Source organism: Myxococcus faecalis (assembly GCF_050039385.1).
Lineage (GTDB): Bacteria > Myxococcota > Myxococcia > Myxococcales > Myxococcaceae > Myxococcus > Myxococcus fulvus.
Genome location: NZ_CP144336.1, coordinates 991,889 through 1,008,647, shown reverse-complemented (window position 1 = coordinate 1,008,647; position 16,759 = coordinate 991,889). Strand labels below are relative to the sequence as shown.

Annotated in this window: 17 protein-coding genes; 4 read left to right on the top strand and 13 right to left on the bottom strand. The window is 69.6% G+C overall.

Annotation, left to right across the window (positions count from 1 at the left end; genetic code table 11):
- Positions 1–64: 64 nt before the first annotated feature.
- Positions 65–736, bottom strand: coding sequence for a hypothetical protein (locus tag VZQ01_RS03895; protein WP_223746630.1), 672 nt, complete (start codon positions 734–736; stop codon positions 65–67).
- Between the two features lie 96 nt (positions 737–832).
- On the opposite strand from VZQ01_RS03895, the gene VZQ01_RS03890 reads away from it, so the two are divergent.
- Complete coding sequence (locus VZQ01_RS03890) at positions 833–1,489, top strand: MBL fold metallo-hydrolase (protein WP_141323050.1); 657 nt, start codon at positions 833–835, stop codon at positions 1,487–1,489.
- Between the two features lie 67 nt (positions 1,490–1,556).
- On the opposite strand, the gene VZQ01_RS03885 is transcribed toward VZQ01_RS03890, so the two are convergent.
- Together VZQ01_RS03885 and VZQ01_RS03880 are read right to left on the bottom strand one after the other, a co-directional pair.
- A complete protein-coding gene (locus tag VZQ01_RS03885) occupies positions 1,557–2,279 on the bottom strand; it encodes a hypothetical protein (protein ID WP_223746631.1) in 723 nt (240 codons plus the stop codon).
- Between the two features lie 591 nt (positions 2,280–2,870).
- A complete protein-coding gene (locus tag VZQ01_RS03880; RefSeq protein ID WP_046712749.1) occupies positions 2,871–3,608 on the bottom strand; it encodes a M50 family metallopeptidase in 738 nt (245 codons plus the stop codon).
- 140 nt (positions 3,609–3,748) lie between these two features.
- Between VZQ01_RS03880 and VZQ01_RS03875 the strand changes: the two genes are divergently transcribed.
- Together VZQ01_RS03875 and VZQ01_RS03870 are read left to right on the top strand one after the other, a co-directional pair.
- Positions 3,749–5,926: a S46 family peptidase gene (locus VZQ01_RS03875; protein WP_426746929.1), complete on the top strand. Its 2,178-nt coding sequence runs from the start codon at positions 3,749–3,751 to the stop codon at positions 5,924–5,926.
- Positions 5,926–6,588: a DUF8685 domain-containing protein gene (locus VZQ01_RS03870; protein ID WP_426746928.1), complete on the top strand. Its 663-nt coding sequence runs from the start codon at positions 5,926–5,928 to the stop codon at positions 6,586–6,588. The genes VZQ01_RS03875 and VZQ01_RS03870 overlap by 1 nt, the downstream gene beginning before the upstream one ends.
- Before the next feature lie 5 nt (positions 6,589–6,593).
- On the opposite strand, the gene VZQ01_RS03865 is transcribed toward VZQ01_RS03870, so the two are convergent.
- Positions 6,594–7,103, bottom strand: coding sequence for an RNA polymerase sigma factor (locus tag VZQ01_RS03865; protein WP_141323075.1), 510 nt, complete (start codon positions 7,101–7,103; stop codon positions 6,594–6,596).
- A gap of 135 nt (positions 7,104–7,238) precedes the next feature.
- Between VZQ01_RS03865 and VZQ01_RS03860 the strand changes: the two genes are divergently transcribed.
- Entirely contained in the window at positions 7,239–7,685 is a 447-nt protein-coding gene (locus VZQ01_RS03860) for a DUF7919 family protein (protein WP_426746927.1), read from the top strand.
- Between the two features lie 53 nt (positions 7,686–7,738).
- On the opposite strand, the gene VZQ01_RS03855 is transcribed toward VZQ01_RS03860, so the two are convergent.
- The 9 genes from VZQ01_RS03855 to VZQ01_RS03815 all read right to left on the bottom strand — a co-directional run bounded on the left by VZQ01_RS03855 (position 7,739) and on the right by VZQ01_RS03815 (position 16,747).
- Complete coding sequence (locus tag VZQ01_RS03855) at positions 7,739–9,379, bottom strand: sigma 54-interacting transcriptional regulator (RefSeq protein ID WP_426746926.1); 1,641 nt, start codon at positions 9,377–9,379, stop codon at positions 7,739–7,741.
- Between the two features lie 93 nt (positions 9,380–9,472).
- Positions 9,473–10,444: a type II secretion system protein GspN gene (gspN, locus tag VZQ01_RS03850; protein WP_046712754.1), complete on the bottom strand. Its 972-nt coding sequence runs from the start codon at positions 10,442–10,444 to the stop codon at positions 9,473–9,475.
- A 4-nt stretch (positions 10,445–10,448) separates the two neighbouring features.
- Positions 10,449–11,003 (bottom strand): type II secretion system protein M, encoded by a 555-nt coding sequence (locus VZQ01_RS03845; RefSeq protein WP_223746636.1) that lies wholly within the window; start codon positions 11,001–11,003, stop codon positions 10,449–10,451.
- Positions 11,004–11,005: 2 nt separating this feature from the next.
- Entirely contained in the window at positions 11,006–12,610 is a 1,605-nt protein-coding gene (gene pilM, locus VZQ01_RS03840; protein WP_223783087.1) for a pilus assembly protein PilM, read from the bottom strand.
- Position 12,611: 1 nt separating this feature from the next.
- Positions 12,612–13,997, bottom strand: a complete 1,386-nt coding sequence (locus VZQ01_RS03835; RefSeq protein ID WP_223746638.1) for a type II secretion system minor pseudopilin — start codon at positions 13,995–13,997, stop codon at positions 12,612–12,614.
- On the bottom strand, positions 13,997–14,668 hold the full coding sequence (locus VZQ01_RS03830) for a type II secretion system protein GspJ (RefSeq protein ID WP_223746639.1): 672 nt from the start codon (positions 14,666–14,668) through the stop codon (positions 13,997–13,999). The genes VZQ01_RS03835 and VZQ01_RS03830 overlap by 1 nt, the downstream gene beginning before the upstream one ends.
- The gene (locus VZQ01_RS03825; RefSeq protein WP_223746640.1) at positions 14,665–15,579 is read right to left on the bottom strand and encodes a type IV pilus modification PilV family protein; all 915 of its coding nucleotides are present in this window, start codon (positions 15,577–15,579) and stop codon (positions 14,665–14,667) included. The genes VZQ01_RS03830 and VZQ01_RS03825 overlap by 4 nt, the downstream gene beginning before the upstream one ends.
- Positions 15,576–16,304 (bottom strand): prepilin-type N-terminal cleavage/methylation domain-containing protein, encoded by a 729-nt coding sequence (locus VZQ01_RS03820; RefSeq protein WP_223783085.1) that lies wholly within the window; start codon positions 16,302–16,304, stop codon positions 15,576–15,578. The genes VZQ01_RS03825 and VZQ01_RS03820 overlap by 4 nt, the downstream gene beginning before the upstream one ends.
- Positions 16,301–16,747: a type II secretion system protein GspG gene (locus VZQ01_RS03815; RefSeq protein ID WP_223783084.1), complete on the bottom strand. Its 447-nt coding sequence runs from the start codon at positions 16,745–16,747 to the stop codon at positions 16,301–16,303. The genes VZQ01_RS03820 and VZQ01_RS03815 overlap by 4 nt, the downstream gene beginning before the upstream one ends.
- Positions 16,748–16,759 lie beyond the last annotated feature (12 nt).

Genomic DNA, 16,759 nt, shown 5'->3' with positions numbered 1-16,759 from the left:
CGACGCACGCGCCCTGCGAGCCCATCGCGGGCCCGAGGACGCGACACGTGTGGGGACGGGAACGTCAGGGGTCGGCCTTGGGCGCCTTGCCCCAGTTGCCGTCCTTGAAGATCTTCACGTTGCCCTTGGAGCCGCCTCCGCCAATCAGGCCCGTCACGTTGGCCTGGATGGGCTTGCCACCGGGCGGCTGGTAGACGACGCGCGCCTTGCGGCCGGCGGGGATGGACGGGTGGGTGCTGTCGATGAGCAGGTAGACGGTCTTCCCATCGGACTGGATGCGGTCGGTGTCGTGCTTGTGGCTCAGCTCGGCGAGCAGCTCGCCGTCGTCCACGCTGCTCGCCTCGTTGTTGAGCAGGCGCACCTTGACGCGCAGCCAGTTCTTGGCGCCCTTGCCGCTCTCCGTCGCGTACTCCCGCACGCCCTGGATGATGACGGCCAGGTCGGCGCCGTTGCCCGGCGCCCCCGCCGCGAGCTTCAGGCCCGTCTGTTTGCTGGAGTCCGCGTCGATGAGCAGCGTGGCGTTGGCACAGCGGTTCTTGCATTCCTCGCCCCACGGCTCCTTGTCGAAGCGCAGGCGCATGGCGAAGTCGCTGCCCTGGGGCGCGATGACGGCGTCGACGATGACCGGACGCTCGCCGTCCGGAGGCGCGGTGTACTTGAAAGTGGACCGTTCCTTGGCGACGACGCTCGAGCCGGCGAGGAGGGTACAGGCGAGCAACGGCAGAGAGCGCTTCACGGGGTGTGGACCTCCAGGGAAAAGACGTCCATTCAAGTGGGAAGCGCCCGTGCCTTCAAGTCTTGGGCGTTAGAGTCTCCCCGGGAGGTGTGAGAGATGCGGAATCCCTACGTACGTCAGCTCAAGTTGGGCCCCATGGACAACTTCGTCTACCTCGTCGGCGCGGCGGACTCGCCCGACGTCGTGGTGGTGGACCCGGCGTGGGACGTGGATGCGATTGAACGGGCAGTGGAAGAGGACGGCAAGCGCCTGGCGGGCGCGTTCGTCTCGCACTGCCACTTCGACCACATCAACGGCCTGCCGGACCTGCTCTCCCGACACGACGTGCCTGTCTACGCGCAGCGGGCGGAGGTGGAGTTCTCCGCGGAGCTGCGCGAGCTGTCGGGCGCGCTGCGCCTGCTCGGGCCCGGAGACGCGGTGCCGGTGGGCGCCGAGACGTTCCATGCGCTGCACACGCCCGGACACACCCCGGGCTCGCACTGCCTGCTCGCCGGAGACGCGCTCGTGTCCGGGGACACGCTGTTCATCAACGGGTGCGGGCGGTGCGACATGAACGGCGGCGACCCGGAGGCGATGTACCGCTCCTTGTCGCAGGTGCTGTTGAAGGTCCCGGACTCCACGCGCCTGTGGCCGGGGCACGACTACGCGGATGTCCCGGTGGCGGCGCTGGGCGAGGTGCGCCAGAAGAACCCGTACTTCTCCTTCCCGGACGTCGCCTCGTTCGTCGCGTTCCGCATGCGCCCGAGGAAGTGAGCGCCTGGGTCGACGCGGGACCGGAGGCGCGAGGACACGCCTCCGGCCCGCTCACGTCACGACGGGACTACCAGTAGACGGCGACCGACGAGACGCGGTCGTTCCACGAGTGCCAGCGGCGGAACGGCCAGAAGCCCGTGTACCAGCCGTAGCTGCCCATGTTGCCGATGGCCCACGCACGGCCGACCCACAGCACGTGGCCGCCGAAGTAGGAGTGCTCCGTCATCAGCGTCCAGCGGCCGCACTGGGTGCTCCACATGGAGGAGATGCGGTCATTCCACCAGCCCAGCGTGTTGTAGCCCCAGCCCGGGTAGACGGAGAACGCCGCCCCGCCGTACCACGAGTGCTCGAAGAAGACCGACCAGGGGTTGCACGGCGCCATGCCCGTGGTGGGCTGCTCGGAGGGGAACTGGTGGGTCTGCTGGAAGTACTTCGTCAGGTCCGCGGTGGTGCGGAAGCCCTGCACCACGGCCATCGCCGCGGAGTTGCCGTCGAGCACGTAGTGGGACAGGTGGATGTCCCGCTCCTGGAGCTGCTGCGCCGTGTAGCGCACGCCGTCGACCAGGATGGGCAGCTCCGGCAGGAAGCCCTCGACCGGCGCCTGCTCGATGTCCTCACGCGGCGCGTCCCGCAGGACCTTGCTCAACGGGATGCGCGCCAGCTCACCTTCCTTGTTGGGGAGGTCGCCCGTGTTGTGCTCGGGCACCGGCTCGATGTTCTGCGCGAACGCCGCGCCCGTCGACAGCAGCGACGCCAACACCAGTGAACCCATCACTGACTTGAGATTCATTGCCTGCTCCTGGGGTGTGGGGATGACCGCGGCCCATCCCGGCCGCGTCGCCCGCACTCATAGCGTGTCTGTTTTGTGGCAGACAAATCAGTGAATTTTTGTTTAGCGGTTAATTCGTGACTCACGTTCCGCTGGACCTGGGGCGCGGCTGTCGCGGCGCCGAGCGCGTACATCCGCGTCGGCGCGACACGTGCCCGTGCGCGTCTGGAGAATGCCTGTCGTGTTGGAAGGGGAGGCCCGTCGCTCCCAGGGTCGATTCAGGCGGAGATGGAAGAATCCAGCCTGTCTTGCCTCATGGGAGCTGCGGGCCTGTAACCGGTTACATCCGTTGCTGGGCGGGCATCCAGTCCCAGAACGCCTGCGTGCCGTACGACTGGGACCCGCCGGTGTGCGCGCTGCCCGTCAGGACGAGGTGAGCGTGTCACGCGGTGCGCCGATGCTGGTGGCGAACGGGGCGATGGCCGCCACTTCGTGGTGATGGTGAACAGCTCCGACTCCGTCGTCGCCCGTCCCAGTTCTCCCATTCCGTTGAGGTGGATGAGGGTGGGGTAGCGCTGCGTCGACGTCAGGTCGTCGGGGAGGGCCGCTCCGTCACGCCCTCCGGGCCCGGGAGCCCACGGGGGGCATCTGCAGGCCCTGGGGCCTTGCGTGGAGCGAGCGGTAGGCGGCGATGGAGAGCAGGCCCACCGCGAGCAGCGTCCACAGGGCGGCCCAGACGACGGCGGGCACGTAGGTGAGGTCCGCGAGCAGGGCCGCGTCGCTGCGCGAGCGCACGGCGCTGTTCCACAGGTCGTCGCGCAAGTCGAACACGGCGTACAGCGCGGTGAAGGCGGCGATGAACAGGTTGACGAAGTCCACCGCGCCGTCCGGCAGCCACTTCGCGCCGATGCCCATGACCGCGGCGGTGCCCACGCAGAAGGCCAGGGTGAAGGCGTCCCCCGCGTAGAGCAGGCCCATCACGACCAGCCACACACACGCGGCCCCCAGCACCCACCGACGCAGCCGGAAGCGGAAGGTGGCGAGCAGGAGGCCCGCGCCGGCCACCGCGCTGCCCAGGTAGCCGCCCGAGTACACGGCGATCTGCCGTAGCATGCCCGGCGGCAGGCGCGACAGGCAGGAGCCCGACTCGTCGGCCGCGAGGTGGATGCGGTCCACCGAGCCCCCCACCAACAGGGTGGCGAGCGCGTGCCCGCTCTCGTGCATCATCACCACCAGCAACTTCAGGGGCCAGAAGACGGGCGAGTACCAGAAGTACCAGCCGACCCCCAGCATGACGAGCAGGAGGGCCAGGCGGCCGAAATCGAGCTGTGCACCGCTGGCGGTCTTCATCGGTACCGGGGCCTCCCCACCATGGGACACCCCAACACTTAAGTCGGGTCCCTCTTCCCGGGAAACTCCTGGCTTGCCGCGGGGCGTCGTGACCTCAGGCGGATGTCGCCTGCGGGCGCCGGACGGGGTAGGGATGGGGCATGAAGAAGACGCTCCTCCTGCTCTCGCTCGTGGCTGCCCCGGCGCTCGCCGGGGAAGGGAAGTGGACCCCCCAGCAGGTCCTGGAACTGGACCCGGCCTGGCTGCGCGCCCAGGGCCTCCAGGTGCCCCCCAAGAAGCTGTGGGACCCCAAGCGCGGCACCGGCCTGCTCGCGGGCGCGGTGAATGTGGGCGGGTGCACCGGCGCCTTCATCTCCGACACGGGCCTGGTCATCACCAACCACCACTGTGCCTTCGGCATCATCCAGGAGCACAGCACCCCCCAGCGTGACCTCATCACCCAGGGCTTCCTGGCCACGGAGCGCAAGGACGAATTGCCCGGCAAGGGCGCCCGGGTGCAGGTCCCCCGCAGCTTCACGGACGTGACGGCGCAGGTGCTGGCGGCGGTGCCCGAGGGCGCGGATGACACGGCGCGCTTCAAGGCCATCGAGCGCAAGCAGAAGGAACTGGTGGCCGAGTGCGAGAAGCGCCCCGCCACCCGCTGCCAGGTGTCCACCTTCGACGGCGGCGTGAACTACACGCTGGTGGATGCGGTGGAGCTGCAGGACTCGCGGCTCGTCTATGCCCCGCCGCGCGCGGTGGGCGAGTATGGCGGCGAGGAGGACAACTGGATGTGGCCGCGCCACACCGGCGACTTCGCCATCCTCCGGGCGTACACCGCGCCGGACGGGACGTCGGCGGCGTACAGCGAGAAGAACGTGCCCTACAAGGCGGAGTTCTTCTTCCCGCTGTCCCCCGAGGGCGTGAAGCCCGGTGACTTCGTGATGGTGCTGGGCTACCCGGGCCGCACCTACCGCGCGCTGCTCGCGGAGGAGATGGCGGAGCGCCAGTCGCGGCTCTACCCGCGCATGCGCGACGTGTTCGGCGAGGCCATCCGCATCCTCGAGGAGGAGGGAGAGAAGGACCCGGCCGGGAAGATCGCCGTGGCCTCCACGCTCAAGGGCCTGCACAACGTGCACAAGAACGCGGGCGGGCAACTGGCGGGGCTCAAGCGCGGGCGCATCGTGGAGAAGCAGCGCGAGGCCGAGGCGGCCGTGGCGGCCTGGGCGACGAAGAACAGCGCGAAGTGGGGTGGGGCGCTGAAGGCCCGCGAGGCCCTGCTCGCCGAGCAGAAGGCCACCTCGAAGGTGTTCGAGCGCGAGTTCCTGCTCGGCGCCACGGGCCGGCTCGCCCGGGGGCCGTCGCTGGCGGTGACGCTGGCGCGGCTGGCCACCGAGCGCGCGAAGCCCGATTTGGAGCGCCGCCCGGCGTACATGGAGCGCGAGCAGGTGCGCATCAAGGACCGCCTGGAGCGCGAGCAGAAGAACGTGTTCCTGCCCGCGGAGAAGCGGCTCCTGACGGCCTTCGTGCGGCGCGCGCAGGCGCTGGGCGCGGACGAGCGCATCGCCGCGGTGGACAAGCACTTCGGCAAGACGTTCGTGGAGAAGGATGTGGCGGCGAAGGTGGACGCGATGTACGCGGGCACGCAGGTGCTCACGCTGGCCGAGCGGATGAAGATGGGCACGGAGACGCTCGCGCAGCTTCAGGCTCGCAAGGACCCGCTCCTGGCGTTCGGCCTGGACCTGGCGCGTGAGCAGGAGGCGCTCGACGAGGCGCAGGACCGTCGCGACGGCGCGTCGTCGCGGCTGCGGCCCGACTGGCGCAAGGCGGTGCTGGCGCATGCGGGCAAGCCCGTGGCGCCGGACGCCAACGGGACGCTGCGGGTGACGTTCGCCAAGGTGCAGGGCTACTCGCCGCGGGATGGCGCGGTGTACACGCCGCAGACGACACTGTCGGGCATGCTGGCCAAGCACACCGGCGAGGAGCCCTTCGACGTGCCCGAGCGCGTCTCGAAGGTGGCCGAGGCGAAGCGCCATGGTGCGTGGGCGGACAAGAAGCTCAAGGACGTGCCGGTGAACTTCCTGTCGGACGCGGACACCACGGGTGGCAACTCGGGAAGCCCCACGGTGAACGGCTGGGGACAGCTGGTGGGCGTGAACTTCGACCGCGTCTGGGAGAACGTGGCCAACGATTTCGGCTACAACCCGGAGGTGGCGCGCAACGTCAACGTGGACGTGCGCTACGTGCTGTGGATGTTGGACCAGGTGGAGAACGCGGACGCCCTGCTGCGGGAGCTGGGCGTGCGCAAGGGCCCGCCGGTGGCGGGGGAGACGCGCTGATGACCGAGCCGGCGGACACCTCGTTGGCACTGCCTGTCTTCCGGCCGGAAGAGCAGGTGTGTGGCAACTGCAAGCTGTGGAGCCCTCACTCGGTGGATGAGCGCCGGGGGTGGGTGGGGCCCTGCCGGCTCCAGTCGTCTCGGGGGATGTTCCCGCCGTCCGCCCCCATCTGTGACAAGTACGCGCCCCGGGGCACGGCCGTGGCCCCGGCGGCGCAGTCCCCCTCGCGCGAGCGCACTGCCCGGAGCGTGGCGCCGGTGGTGATTCGCCGCCGGGTGGCGGACCCCAACGAAGTCATCGACCTGGATGGGCTGAACATGACGCGTGAAGAGCTGATGGACATCTTCCGGGAGGCATCGGGCCTCACGGATGCGCCGCCGCTCGCGGGCAAGTGGGAGGGCGGCACGGTGCGCCTGGTCCCCGGCAACCCGGAGCTGCAGGCGAAGGACCTGCCCATCGACAACCTGTTCCACAAGGTCGTCATGGTGCGCGACCGGCTGCGCGTGCTCGAGCAGAAGCTCAACGCGCACCCGAAGCTGTCCGACGCGGAGAAGGTGGAGATGCAGAGCTACATCACCCGCGTGTACGGCTCGCTCACCAGCTTCAACGTCCTCTTCAAGGACAAGGGCGACCAGTTCGTCGGCGCCAAGGGCGACGAGTAGGTGCCTCAGGGGCGCTGGCCGCGCTCCTCGAGCAGCTCGAAGGTGCGCTGCCGGGCGCGGTGGAGGGTGCTCTTCACGGTGCCCTCGGGGATGCGCAGCAGGCGCGCGATTTCGGGGTACGTCAGGCCGCGGACCTCGCGCAGGTAGAGGACCTGGCGCTGCTGCTCGTTGATGTCCTCGAGCGCGGCGGTGAAGTGACGCTCCATCTGCGTGCCCATGGCCTGCCGCTCGGGAGAGAGGGGCTCGGCGGGCTCGTGGCTCAGGCGCTCGCGGCGCTTGCGTGCGCGCAGCCAGTTGATGCTGCTGTTGACCATGACGCGGTGGAGCCACGTGGTCCACGCGGCGCGCCCGCCGTAGCCGGGCGACTTCCATGCGAGCCGGGCGAAGACGTCCTGCACTACGTCCTCGGCGTCATCCGCGTCACCGACGATACGGCGGGCGATGGCGAGCGCGCGGGCGCGGTGCTCGTTGTAGAGCTGCGTGAGGGGCGGAAGGTCGATGGCGGCGGCGTGCATCACGGGTGGGCTCCTGGGCACCCCAGCGGGGACCTCCCTTGGAACGAACCACCCGCGAAAAGGGTCTACGCGCCTGTGTGACGGTTTTTTCTCACCGGACGCGACGAACCTCGCCCTTCAGGGCAGGGTGGCACCATGGCCCATTTCGAGGACCTCTCGCCGTGCGCGTATTTTCCAGGCGGGGACGACCGGCTGGTGGCGGTGGGGTGGCTGGAGCGCGAGCATCCCTTCCCGCGAGGTGAAGTGGACGCGGACTTCTTCGCGGCGCTCGTCCGCCTGTGCGTGGAGCCGTGGCAGCCCGTGGTCTTCGCCGGGCGGCACGCGTGCTCGTTGTGCCGTTTCTCGGGTGGGCCTGGGGCCCTTTCGTATGACTCCCTGACGGTGTCACTCGGCAGCGCGAACGTCTTCGTCCCGGATGGGACGCGTGTCTTCGTCGCGCCCACGACGGTGCTGCACTACCTCGATGCGCACGGGTACACGCCTCCACGCGAGTTCCAGGAGGCGGTGCTGCGGTGTCCTCCGATGCGCTCGATGCCGTACCTTCGGGCGCTCAAGGAGAGCGGACTCTCGTTCCGGAGGTGAGGCGGGCTCCCCGTGCCCCGCGCGAGGTCCGCGAGGCACGGAGGAGGGGACGCCTACTCCTGCTCGTCCTGTTTCGTCAGGCCCCAGTCCTTCAGGCGCTTGAACAGGGTGGAGCGGGCCACGCCCAGCTCGCGGGCCACGCGCTCGCGGTTGTTGTTGTACCGGCGCAGCGCCGCCTCGACGATCTGCCGCTCGAGCTTCTCCAACATCTGCTCCAGCGTCATCCCCGGAGGCAGCTCGGGCACCGCGATGCCCGTCTCCTTGTTCATCTCCTGGTCGAACGTCAAATCGTTCGCGTCGATGACCGGTCCCTTGCGCAACAGCAGCGCCCGGTGCACCACGTTGCGCAGCTCGCGGATGTTGCCCGGCCACGTGTGGTTCTGGAGCCGGTCCATCGCGGACGCGGACAGCTTCACCGTCTGCCCTCGCGGCGAGTACAGCTTCACGAAGTGGTCCGCCAGCGCCGGCAGGTCCCCCTTGCGGCTGCGCAGGGGCGGCAGGTGCAACGGAATCACGCAGAGGCGGTAGTACAGGTCCTCGCGGAACTTGCCCTCGCGCGCCGCCGCCAGCAGGTCCAGGTTCGTCGCCGCCACCACCCGCACGTCCACGTGCATCGGCCGGCTGGCGCCCACCCGCTTGATTTCGCCGCTCTCCAGCGCACGCAGCAGCTTCGCCTGCAAGTCCAGCGGCAGCTCGCCAATCTCATCCAGGAACAACGTGCCGCCGTCCGCCTCCTCGAAGGCGCCCTTGCGCGCGTTCGCCGCGCCCGTGAACGAGCCCTTCTCGTGTCCGAACAGCTCGCTCTCGATGAGCTCCTTGGAGATGGCCGCGCAGTTGACGGGGATGAGCGGCCGGTTGGCCCGCTGCGAGCACTGGTGGATGGCCCGCGCCACCAGCTCCTTGCCCGTGCCGGACTCGCCGAGAATCGTCACCGCCGCCGTGGAGGGCGCCACCCGCTCGATGAGGTCCGACAGCCCCTTCACCGCGTTGTCGCTGCCGATGATGCCGTGGAACGACGTCGGCTCCTTGCGGTTGCCCGTCGCCGCCGCCTCGAGCACCAGCTCCGTCTCGCCCACCCTCAGCGTGGTGGGCAACGACACCTCCGCCTCGAACACGCGCACCGGCCCCAGCCACGTGCCGTTCGTCGAGCGCAGGTCCACGACGTGGAACGTCCCGTCCCGCCGCGTCACCTTCAGGTGCTTGCTGGACGCGAACCGGTCCTGGAGCACCAGGTCACATCCCGCGTCCTTGCCCGCCGTGAAGCTGTCCCCCGAGAACCGGTGCACCGTCTCGTTGGGGCCCTGCTTCACGCGCACCTGCGCCGGCTGCCAGCGCAGCGACTGCGCGTCACGCGCCTGGATGGACGTGGTGTGCCCCACCTCGGTGGCCACCTCCGCGCCCTCGCCGCCGCCGCTCAGCCGGAACACCGCGCGCCACTGGCCCAGCGCCAGGTCCGCGCCGTCCGGCAACGCCGCCTCGGTGATGGACGTGCCGGACACCGTGGTGCCCTTGCCCGACAGGTCCTGCACCCGGCACTCCACGCCGTCCCACAGCAGCGCCACCTGCTGACGGCTCACCTCCGGGTCCGGGATGGCGACGTCGCTCTGCTCGCCGCGACCGAGCACCAACCTCGCCCGGTCCACCCCCACCCTCAACACCTCCTCGCCACGACGGAAAAACACCAGCTCCGGCATCCACGGCCCTCCTGTGCGCCCGCGCTTTACACGTCCCGGCGCGCTGACTTCAACCACCACGCCCCGGGAAGGGCGCACCCGAGCCGTCGCCCGCTACCGCCGGGGCAGGAACGTCGGCCGGTTCAGGAACCCGCCGAGCCTGGCCGCCCTGAAGCTCGGGTCCTTCTTGTCCGGAGGGAAGATGGTGATGCCCGCCGCCAGCAGGCCCAGGCGCTTCTGCGCCTCCGGGTCCAACCGCAGGTTCACATCCATCGCCGGCTCGCTGTACTCCAGCCGCTTGCCCAGCTTCAGCGTGCCCGTGGCCAGCGCCTCGATGTCCTCGCCCTTGAGCTTGAGCTCCTTCACCGTGCCCAGGCCCTTGTCGAAGTCGATACGGCCCACCAGCGCGCCGAGCGCCACCTGCGGCAGGTCCATGGGCATGGAGTTGCCACCGCCCATCGGAATGGAGGCCTTGCCACCCTTGATGATGAGCCCCTGCGTGTCGAGCAGCAGCTCCCCGTTCGCCAGGGACAGGTCCGGCTCCGGGCTCTTCCCCTTGGGCAGCGTCAGGGCCAGCGTGCCGTTGATGACGCCGTCCAGGTCCACGCCGAGGAAGCCCGGCAGGTTGCCGCCGCTGACCTTGAGCCCGTCGATGTCCGCGCGCACCTTCGAGTCACCCAGCAACCCCACCGACGCCGTCACCGTCCCGCCCATCGCGTTGGCGCGCACCGCCACGCCCGGAGGGAAGAGGGTGGGGCGCACCGCCAGGCTGTCGATGATGACCGCCTCGCCCAGCTCCGCCGCGCCCGGCAGGCCCTCGCCGCTGATGAGCTTGCCGAGCAGGTCCGCGCTCAACGGCTGGGGCGGCTTGCTCACCCGCACGTTGGTGGCCGTGACGCCGGACAGCCCCGGCCGCAGCGAGCCGATGCGCACCGCCAGCCCCGCCTGCGCCGCCTCGTTGATGATGCGCGCGCGCACCGTCTCGTACGGGAAGGTGAGCAGCAGGCAGAGGATGAAGGCCACGAGCGCGAACGCGCCGTAGCCCAGGATGACCTTCCAACGAGCGGGCTTGGAGTCAGAGGACATAGGGTTATTGCTTCATCCGGTAGGTGGCCACCGTCGTCCACGCCGTCAGCGTGTCGTTGGGCCTCGGTTCGATGCGCAGGTACTTCACCTTCACCACGCCCGGCCCGCTCTCCACCGTGCGCATGAAGTCCGTCAGCTTGCGCAGGTCCACGTCGGAGAACGTCAGCTCCACCGAGCTCTCCATGATCTTCCCGTCGCCGATGCCCACGTCGCCCTTGGGCGTCATGTTGGGCACCTGCAGCCCGGCCGCCGTGGCCTTGTCCTCGATGTAGGTGATCAGCTGCACGTTGCTGGACGTCAGCTGCGTCTCCACGGCCTGCCGCGACGCCTGGGCCTCGCGATAGCTGGCCGCCAGCGCCTGCACCTCCTGGAGCTTGCCCAGCTTGTCCTCGGTGCGCTTGCGGTAGCCGGACGCGCTGTTGGCGAACGTCATCAGCACCACGAACACCACGAACACCGCCACCGCCGTGCCGGCGATGGCCACCATGCGCCGCTCACGCTCGCTCAGCCGCTCGAACCACGTCTGCAACGGCGCGAGTGCTTCCTGAAGTCTGGCCATGACTAGCTCTCCCCGCCTTCCGCCCCGGGGCACTGCACCTGGACGTCCAGACGGAACGTCACCTTCTGTCCGTCCCGCGTGCGCTCCACCTTGCCCTGCTTCACTTCCTTGAAGCAGGCGTGGTTCCTGAGCGCGTTGGACAGCGTGTCCACCTGCTTGGAGGAGTCCGTCTCCCCCTGGAGGATGACGCGCTCGGTATCAATCTGGATGCGGTCGAACTTCACCGGGATTTCCTTGGGGACGTGCTCGGTGACCTCCGCCAGGAGGTTGACCGCGGACATGCGCGGCAGCGCCGCCGCGGGGCTCTCCACGCCCTTGAGCATGTTGAGCGCGCGGTTGTAGTCCTTCTCGCACCGCCCCAGGATCCGCTGCGTCGTCTCGCACAGCGCCGCGTCCACCTGCGCCTCGCGCCGCGACAGCACCGAGTTGCGCACCACGCCGAACGCGATGAGCAGCAAGAGCAGCGTCGCCGCGAAGGACGCCAGGAGGCCCAGCTTGTCCTTCACGTAGTCGAAGTCGCCCTTGAAGGCGAGCTCGCCCCGGCGGTAGTTGAAGCGCGGCGCGCGCGCGCCCGTCGCGTTGCCTCGCAGCGCGAGCGCGTACGCCTGCGCCGCCGTCGGCTGGTCGTCGGCGGCGATCGCCTCCGTCGTGTCCGCGGGCAGCGCCAGCACGCGCACCGGCAGGTTCAAGTCCCGCGAGAGCTGCTCCGCGAGCCCCGGCATGCGCGCGGTGCCGCCACACAGCACCAGCGCGCCCACCTGCTGGCGGGTGCGCGCGGTGAAGGACTTCAGCGTGGGCCGCAGCTCGCGCAGGACCGGCTGGAGCCCCCGGGTGAAGGCCGCCGCCGCGCGCTCCGCGTCCGGCCCCTTCGCCGCGCTGGCCAGCGCCCCGTGCTGTTCCTTCCAGTGGTGCGCCTCCGCCAGCGACGTCTGGAACTCCGTGGCCAGGGCCTTGCTCAAATCCTTGCCACCGCCGGCGAACGTGCGCGCGAAGCGGACGCCCGTGCCCGGCGTGCCGATGGCCACCGACGTGCGCTCGTGGCCCAGGTCCACGATGGCCACCGCGCCGCCCTCGTTCGCGCCCTCGAAGAGCCCCGCCGCCTGCTGGAGCAGGTTCTGGTAGGCGAGGCCGGGGTGCGTGACGACGCGCGGGTCCACCTTCAGCTCCGCGAGCACCTCCAGCAGCGCCTTGAGCTCCTCGGTGCGCACCACGCCGACGAGCAGGTCGCTCGCCTTCTCCTTGCCCTCCAGGTCCTTGTGGCCGACGACCTGGTAGTCGTAGACGACCTCGGAGATGTCGAACGGGAGCTGGCTGCCGATTTCGAACGGCAGCGTCGCGTCGATGCGCTTGCTGTCAGAGAACGGCAAGGTCAGCGTGTGGGTGATGAGCGCGGGGCCGGGCAGGGACACCACCACCTGGTCGGCGTGGCCCGGCGGCAGCTTGCCGAGCAGCTCCGTCACCGCGGCGCGCAGCGTGTCGGCGCGCTCGCCTTCCTGAGCACGGCGCACCTCCACGTAGCTCCGGGTGGCGTGTCCCTTCGTCCGCGCCTCCAGCACCACGCCCTTCACGGCGTGGCTGCCCAAATCGAGGCCAAGAATGCGGGCCATGCTATTCCTCTCTCCAGTACAGGAGCTTGCCCAGCGTGTCGTCCAGCCGGACCACCGCGGTCAGCGTCTTCTGCACGCTGCCCGCCTCTCCCACGGATTTGATGGTGAACGTCTGACTCTTGTCGCCGATGAGGCGGTTGCCCGCCACGTTGGACTTCACGGCCGGATTCACCACGATGCCGGCGCTCTCCACCACCGCCACGAAGTCCTGCACCGCCATGCCGAAGAAGCTGAACATGCGCGCCGAGCGGATGCGGGTGATGAGCTCGTTGAGGAACACCGGGTCCCTCAAGCGCGGGTCCGGCCGGGCCGGGTCCGCCACCGACATGATGGCCAGCCCCATCATCACCGGGTCATCCGTGTTGATGTTGGGCCGTGAGTTGATGTCCGGATACACCGTGAGCCTGTCACGGAAGGCCGACATGAACTGGTCATTCACCCCGTGCACCCGGTACAGCTCGTCGACGCTGTCGAACCGCGCGTTCTTCGGCTCGTAGCTCGGCTCGTACCGGCTGTAGGGCGAGCCCTCGTCGGAGAAGCCGGACGGCATGGGGTTGACCGGGTCATTGCGGTTGATGGCCGAGCCCGTCTCATCGTCGTCCGCGTAGTCCTTGATGGCCAGCATCACGTCCTGCGGATTGCTGCGGACCTTGTTCGCGTCGTCGCGCTCCCACAGGAACTCGAAGCGCTTGTCCTCGAGCATGTCCAGCATGCGCAGCGCGGTGGGCAGCGCGTCGCCGGCGCCCGCCATCAGCCGGTGGACGTTGAGCTTCTCCTCCTCGTCGGAGATGGTGGACAGGAAGCAGCCCTCGAAGCCGCCGAACGAGCGGCGCGTCATCTGCGCCGACATCTCCTTCGACGCCGGGTCCTCCTCGCCGTCCATGCGGAAGTTCCCGTCGTCCTCGTCCACCGGGTCCAGGGGCGGCGCGTCCTCCTTGCCGTTCTCCAGGCCCTCGCTCTTCACCAGGCCCTTGAGCATGTGGCAGTCCACGCGCGCCATCCGCCACAGCTGGAGGTTCAGGCTGGAGGGCTGGGGCGTGTTGCCCTGCGCGCCCACGTTGCCGCCCAGAAAGCCGCTGAGCAGCGACGCGGGGTTGGGGATGGGCGTCGCGTCCACCTGCTTCTGGAAGCGCAGAAGCAGCCGCGACAGCGCCACGCCCGAGCGCGCCATGTAGTACGCGCGGACCTCGTCGCGCTGGTTGGCGGCGAGCTGCAGGTCCACGCGGCTGTTGTAGGCGAACTCGGTGGCGATGATGGTGAGCAGCGCGATGGACACCACCGCGATGATGAGCGCCACGCCGCGCGAGCGCCGCTCGTTCGCGGCCGCCGAGCGCGGGGCGGGCCTGGGACGTCGCCGGGACGTCTGCTTGGGGAAGGGCAGGGGCATCAGTACCTCGGCAGCTCCGTGTTCAACATGATGCGCGTCTGGGTGCTGTAGCGCGCTTCCTTGCCCGTCTCGTCCACCGCCGTCACCGTCACCCGCACGCGCGTGGGCAGGATGCTCTTCTGCTCGGGGCGCCGGGTGTCCCACTCGTCATCCCACTCCTTCTTCTCGGAGTTCCAGTACTCGAACTCCAGCTTCTTCACGCCCTCCAGCAGCACGTCCGTCGTGCCGCCCCGGTCCATGCGGTCGTCCACGTTCGGGTTGACCCGGCGCTTGAGGTCCTGCCGCCCGCGCGCCGTCTTGTCCTCGGACGCGTCCACGAAGTACTCCACCACCGCCTGGTCGGACTCCTTCACGTCCGTGTACAGCCGCTGGTGCGCGAACGTGGTGAACAGGAGCCGGTCGCTCTCCCCGACGAAGTTGCTGGGCCGGTCCTGCTGGTCCCGGAAGCGCTTCAGGTCGAACCGGTCACTGACGTACGCGGAGCCGATCTCCCGCGACATGCGGTTCATCGCCACCCGCAGCTGCCGGTAGCGGTCCGCGTCCGCCTCCACCGTCTCCTTCGCCGTCAGGCCCGTCTGGAAGGCCATGGCCACCACCGTGCCCATCAGGGCGGTGATGGCCACCGCCACCATGACCTCCATCAGCGTGAAGCCGCGCGCGCGCCGGGTCATCGGTCGTTCCTCATCAGGCCGCCGCCCAGGTTCGGAATCTGCGGACGCCCGCCGCCCATGCCGGGCGGGAGGATGCCTCCCGCGCCACGGCCGCCCTGCTGGCCGCCGTTGGCGCGGTTGAGCCACTCCGAGCGGCGCATCAGCGGCTTGCGCGTCTGCGGATGCAGCATGACGCCGTTGGGGCCGGGGATGGGGTTCTGGACGATCATCCCGGGGCTGTCGGGGTCCACCCACTGGTTGTCCGCGCCCGGCGTCTGGCCACCGGCGTTGGGCGTGAAGCCGCCGTTCCTGTCCGAGCCCGGCCCGAGCGACACCACGTGCGTCACCAGGTCGATGCTCTCCAGCTGGGTGCCCTCCTGCCAGTACACCGTGAGGTGCACCTCGCGCACCGTCTGGGTGAGCTGCTGCACCATCTGCGTGAACATGGGCTGCGCCATGCCCATGGCCGCGCCGCCCAGGCCGCCGCCCGCGGGCTGCGGTCCGCTGGAGCCGCCCTTGCCATCCTTGTCGCCGCCGCCACCGCCGCCGAAGAGGCTGGCGATGCCGCTCATCGGGTCGCTCGAGTCCCCGCCGATGGGCAGGTTGAAGAGCGCGCCGATGAGCTGGTCGGGTGACACACCGTCCAGCTTGGGCGCGATGATGCGCGCCTTCCACTTGAACTGGGGCCAGCCCTCGTCGGAGAAGTCGCCGGACTCCTCGTCGTCGTCGGGCGTGAAGCCGTCGTCGTAGAGCTGCTGCTCCACGTCCGTCATCTTCGAGCGCGCCAACAGCGAGGCCACCGTGAGGCGCTTGGTGTAGACGTGGTTGGCCACCGCGCCCGCGTTGAGGTCGAAGATGGCCATCAGCGCGAGGCCGAGGATGGCCAGCGCCACCACGACCTCCAGCAGCGTGAAGCCCCGGGCCTGTCTCATCGCGGCACCTCCAGCGCCTCGCCCACGATGTTCACCTTGCCGGTGAGCGGGGACACGTCCAGCGTCCAGATGTTGTCGCCCTGGCTCAGGTAGACGTAGGCCTTCTCCGTGTAGCCCTGCGGGAAGAAGTAGAGATACGCGACGCCGCTGTCCACGGCCTCTCGCTGCTGGCGCGTCCACACCGATACGCGCACGTCCGAGGGCAGCTCGCGCGGAGGAATCTCCTCCGACGTGAAGGACGAGAAGCGCGACTGGCTCTCCACGCGCTGCTTCTCCGCCTCCATCAGGTCCTGCGCGCTGACCGTCTCCCCGGCCGAGGCCACGTAGCTGCGCCGCTCCTGCCCGTTGCCGGAGCCGCTCCGGTTGGAGCGCCGGGCCCGATCCCTCTCGGAGTTCTCGTCGCGCAGGGCGGTGTCGCGGTCCCTCGCCGTCGTCACGCCGCTCTCCGCGCACTCGGCGTGGTAGCGCGTGGCCTTCTCCTCCTTGGCCTCCGGAATCTCGAACACCAGCCGGCACGTCTTGCCGCGCAGCGCCGCCGAGTCGTAGAGCGAGCGGATGGTGCCGGCCAGCTCGCCGGCCGCGCCCTTGGCCTTGGCGCCGGTGAGCGAGCCGATGCCCATCACCGCCGCGGAGAACAGCATCGCGACGATGATGATGGCGATGGAGATCTCGATGAGCGTCAGGCCGCGCTCCTGGCGCCGCCGTGTCGCCGTGCTCCGCGTCATGGCTGCCCCCAGTCCGCCAGCACGCCTCCGCTGCTCAGGTCCGCGTCCAGCCCCGCGCCGCCCTGCTTGCCGTCCGCGCCAAGCGAGATGACGGCGCCGCTCCTGCCGTCCATCCAGTAGACGTACGGGTGGCCCCATGGATCACTGGGCACGCCCTCGATGAGCTTCGCCTCGATGAGCGGGGTGAAGCCCTCCTCCTTGGAGGGGAAGTGGCCCATCAGCCGGTGGTGCGCCTTGAACATGCCCTCCAGCTTGCGGATCTCCGTCCGGGCGCGCCGCTGCTCGGGCGCCAGCGTGCGGTCCTCCGTCGCGTAGACGAGGGCGAACGCCAGCACCGTGGCCACCAGGAAGATGCCGCCCAGGATGAGCTGGCCCGACCGGTTCGGACGGGCGCCCCCCGCGGGTGAGGACGTCGGGGATGTCACTGCGTTCTGCTCGTTCATACCCAAGTCCTG

What these genes read in the sequence shown, in the direction of transcription:
- VZQ01_RS03890 (WP_141323050.1), top strand. Translation starts at nt 833, where the DNA reads ATGCGGAATCCCTACGTACGTCAGCTCAAGTTGGGCCCCATGGACAAC.
- VZQ01_RS03885 (WP_223746631.1), bottom strand. Translation starts at nt 2,279, where the DNA reads ATGAATCTCAAGTCAGTGATGGGTTCACTGGTGTTGGCGTCGCTGCTG.
- VZQ01_RS03880 (WP_046712749.1), bottom strand. Translation starts at nt 3,608, where the DNA reads ATGAAGACCGCCAGCGGTGCACAGCTCGATTTCGGCCGCCTGGCCCTC.
- VZQ01_RS03875 (WP_426746929.1), top strand. Translation starts at nt 3,749, where the DNA reads ATGAAGAAGACGCTCCTCCTGCTCTCGCTCGTGGCTGCCCCGGCGCTC.
- VZQ01_RS03870 (WP_426746928.1), top strand. Translation starts at nt 5,926, where the DNA reads ATGACCGAGCCGGCGGACACCTCGTTGGCACTGCCTGTCTTCCGGCCG.
- VZQ01_RS03865 (WP_141323075.1), bottom strand. Translation starts at nt 7,103, where the DNA reads ATGCACGCCGCCGCCATCGACCTTCCGCCCCTCACGCAGCTCTACAAC.
- VZQ01_RS03860 (WP_426746927.1), top strand. Translation starts at nt 7,239, where the DNA reads ATGGCCCATTTCGAGGACCTCTCGCCGTGCGCGTATTTTCCAGGCGGG.
- VZQ01_RS03855 (WP_426746926.1), bottom strand. Translation starts at nt 9,379, where the DNA reads ATGCCGGAGCTGGTGTTTTTCCGTCGTGGCGAGGAGGTGTTGAGGGTG.
- gspN (WP_046712754.1), bottom strand. Translation starts at nt 10,444, where the DNA reads ATGTCCTCTGACTCCAAGCCCGCTCGTTGGAAGGTCATCCTGGGCTAC.
- VZQ01_RS03845 (WP_223746636.1), bottom strand. Translation starts at nt 11,003, where the DNA reads ATGGCCAGACTTCAGGAAGCACTCGCGCCGTTGCAGACGTGGTTCGAG.
- pilM (WP_223783087.1), bottom strand. Translation starts at nt 12,610, where the DNA reads ATGGCCCGCATTCTTGGCCTCGATTTGGGCAGCCACGCCGTGAAGGGC.
- VZQ01_RS03835 (WP_223746638.1), bottom strand. Translation starts at nt 13,997, where the DNA reads ATGCCCCTGCCCTTCCCCAAGCAGACGTCCCGGCGACGTCCCAGGCCC.
- VZQ01_RS03830 (WP_223746639.1), bottom strand. Translation starts at nt 14,668, where the DNA reads ATGACCCGGCGCGCGCGCGGCTTCACGCTGATGGAGGTCATGGTGGCG.
- VZQ01_RS03825 (WP_223746640.1), bottom strand. Translation starts at nt 15,579, where the DNA reads ATGAGACAGGCCCGGGGCTTCACGCTGCTGGAGGTCGTGGTGGCGCTG.
- VZQ01_RS03820 (WP_223783085.1), bottom strand. Translation starts at nt 16,304, where the DNA reads ATGACGCGGAGCACGGCGACACGGCGGCGCCAGGAGCGCGGCCTGACG.
- VZQ01_RS03815 (WP_223783084.1), bottom strand. Translation starts at nt 16,747, where the DNA reads ATGAACGAGCAGAACGCAGTGACATCCCCGACGTCCTCACCCGCGGGG.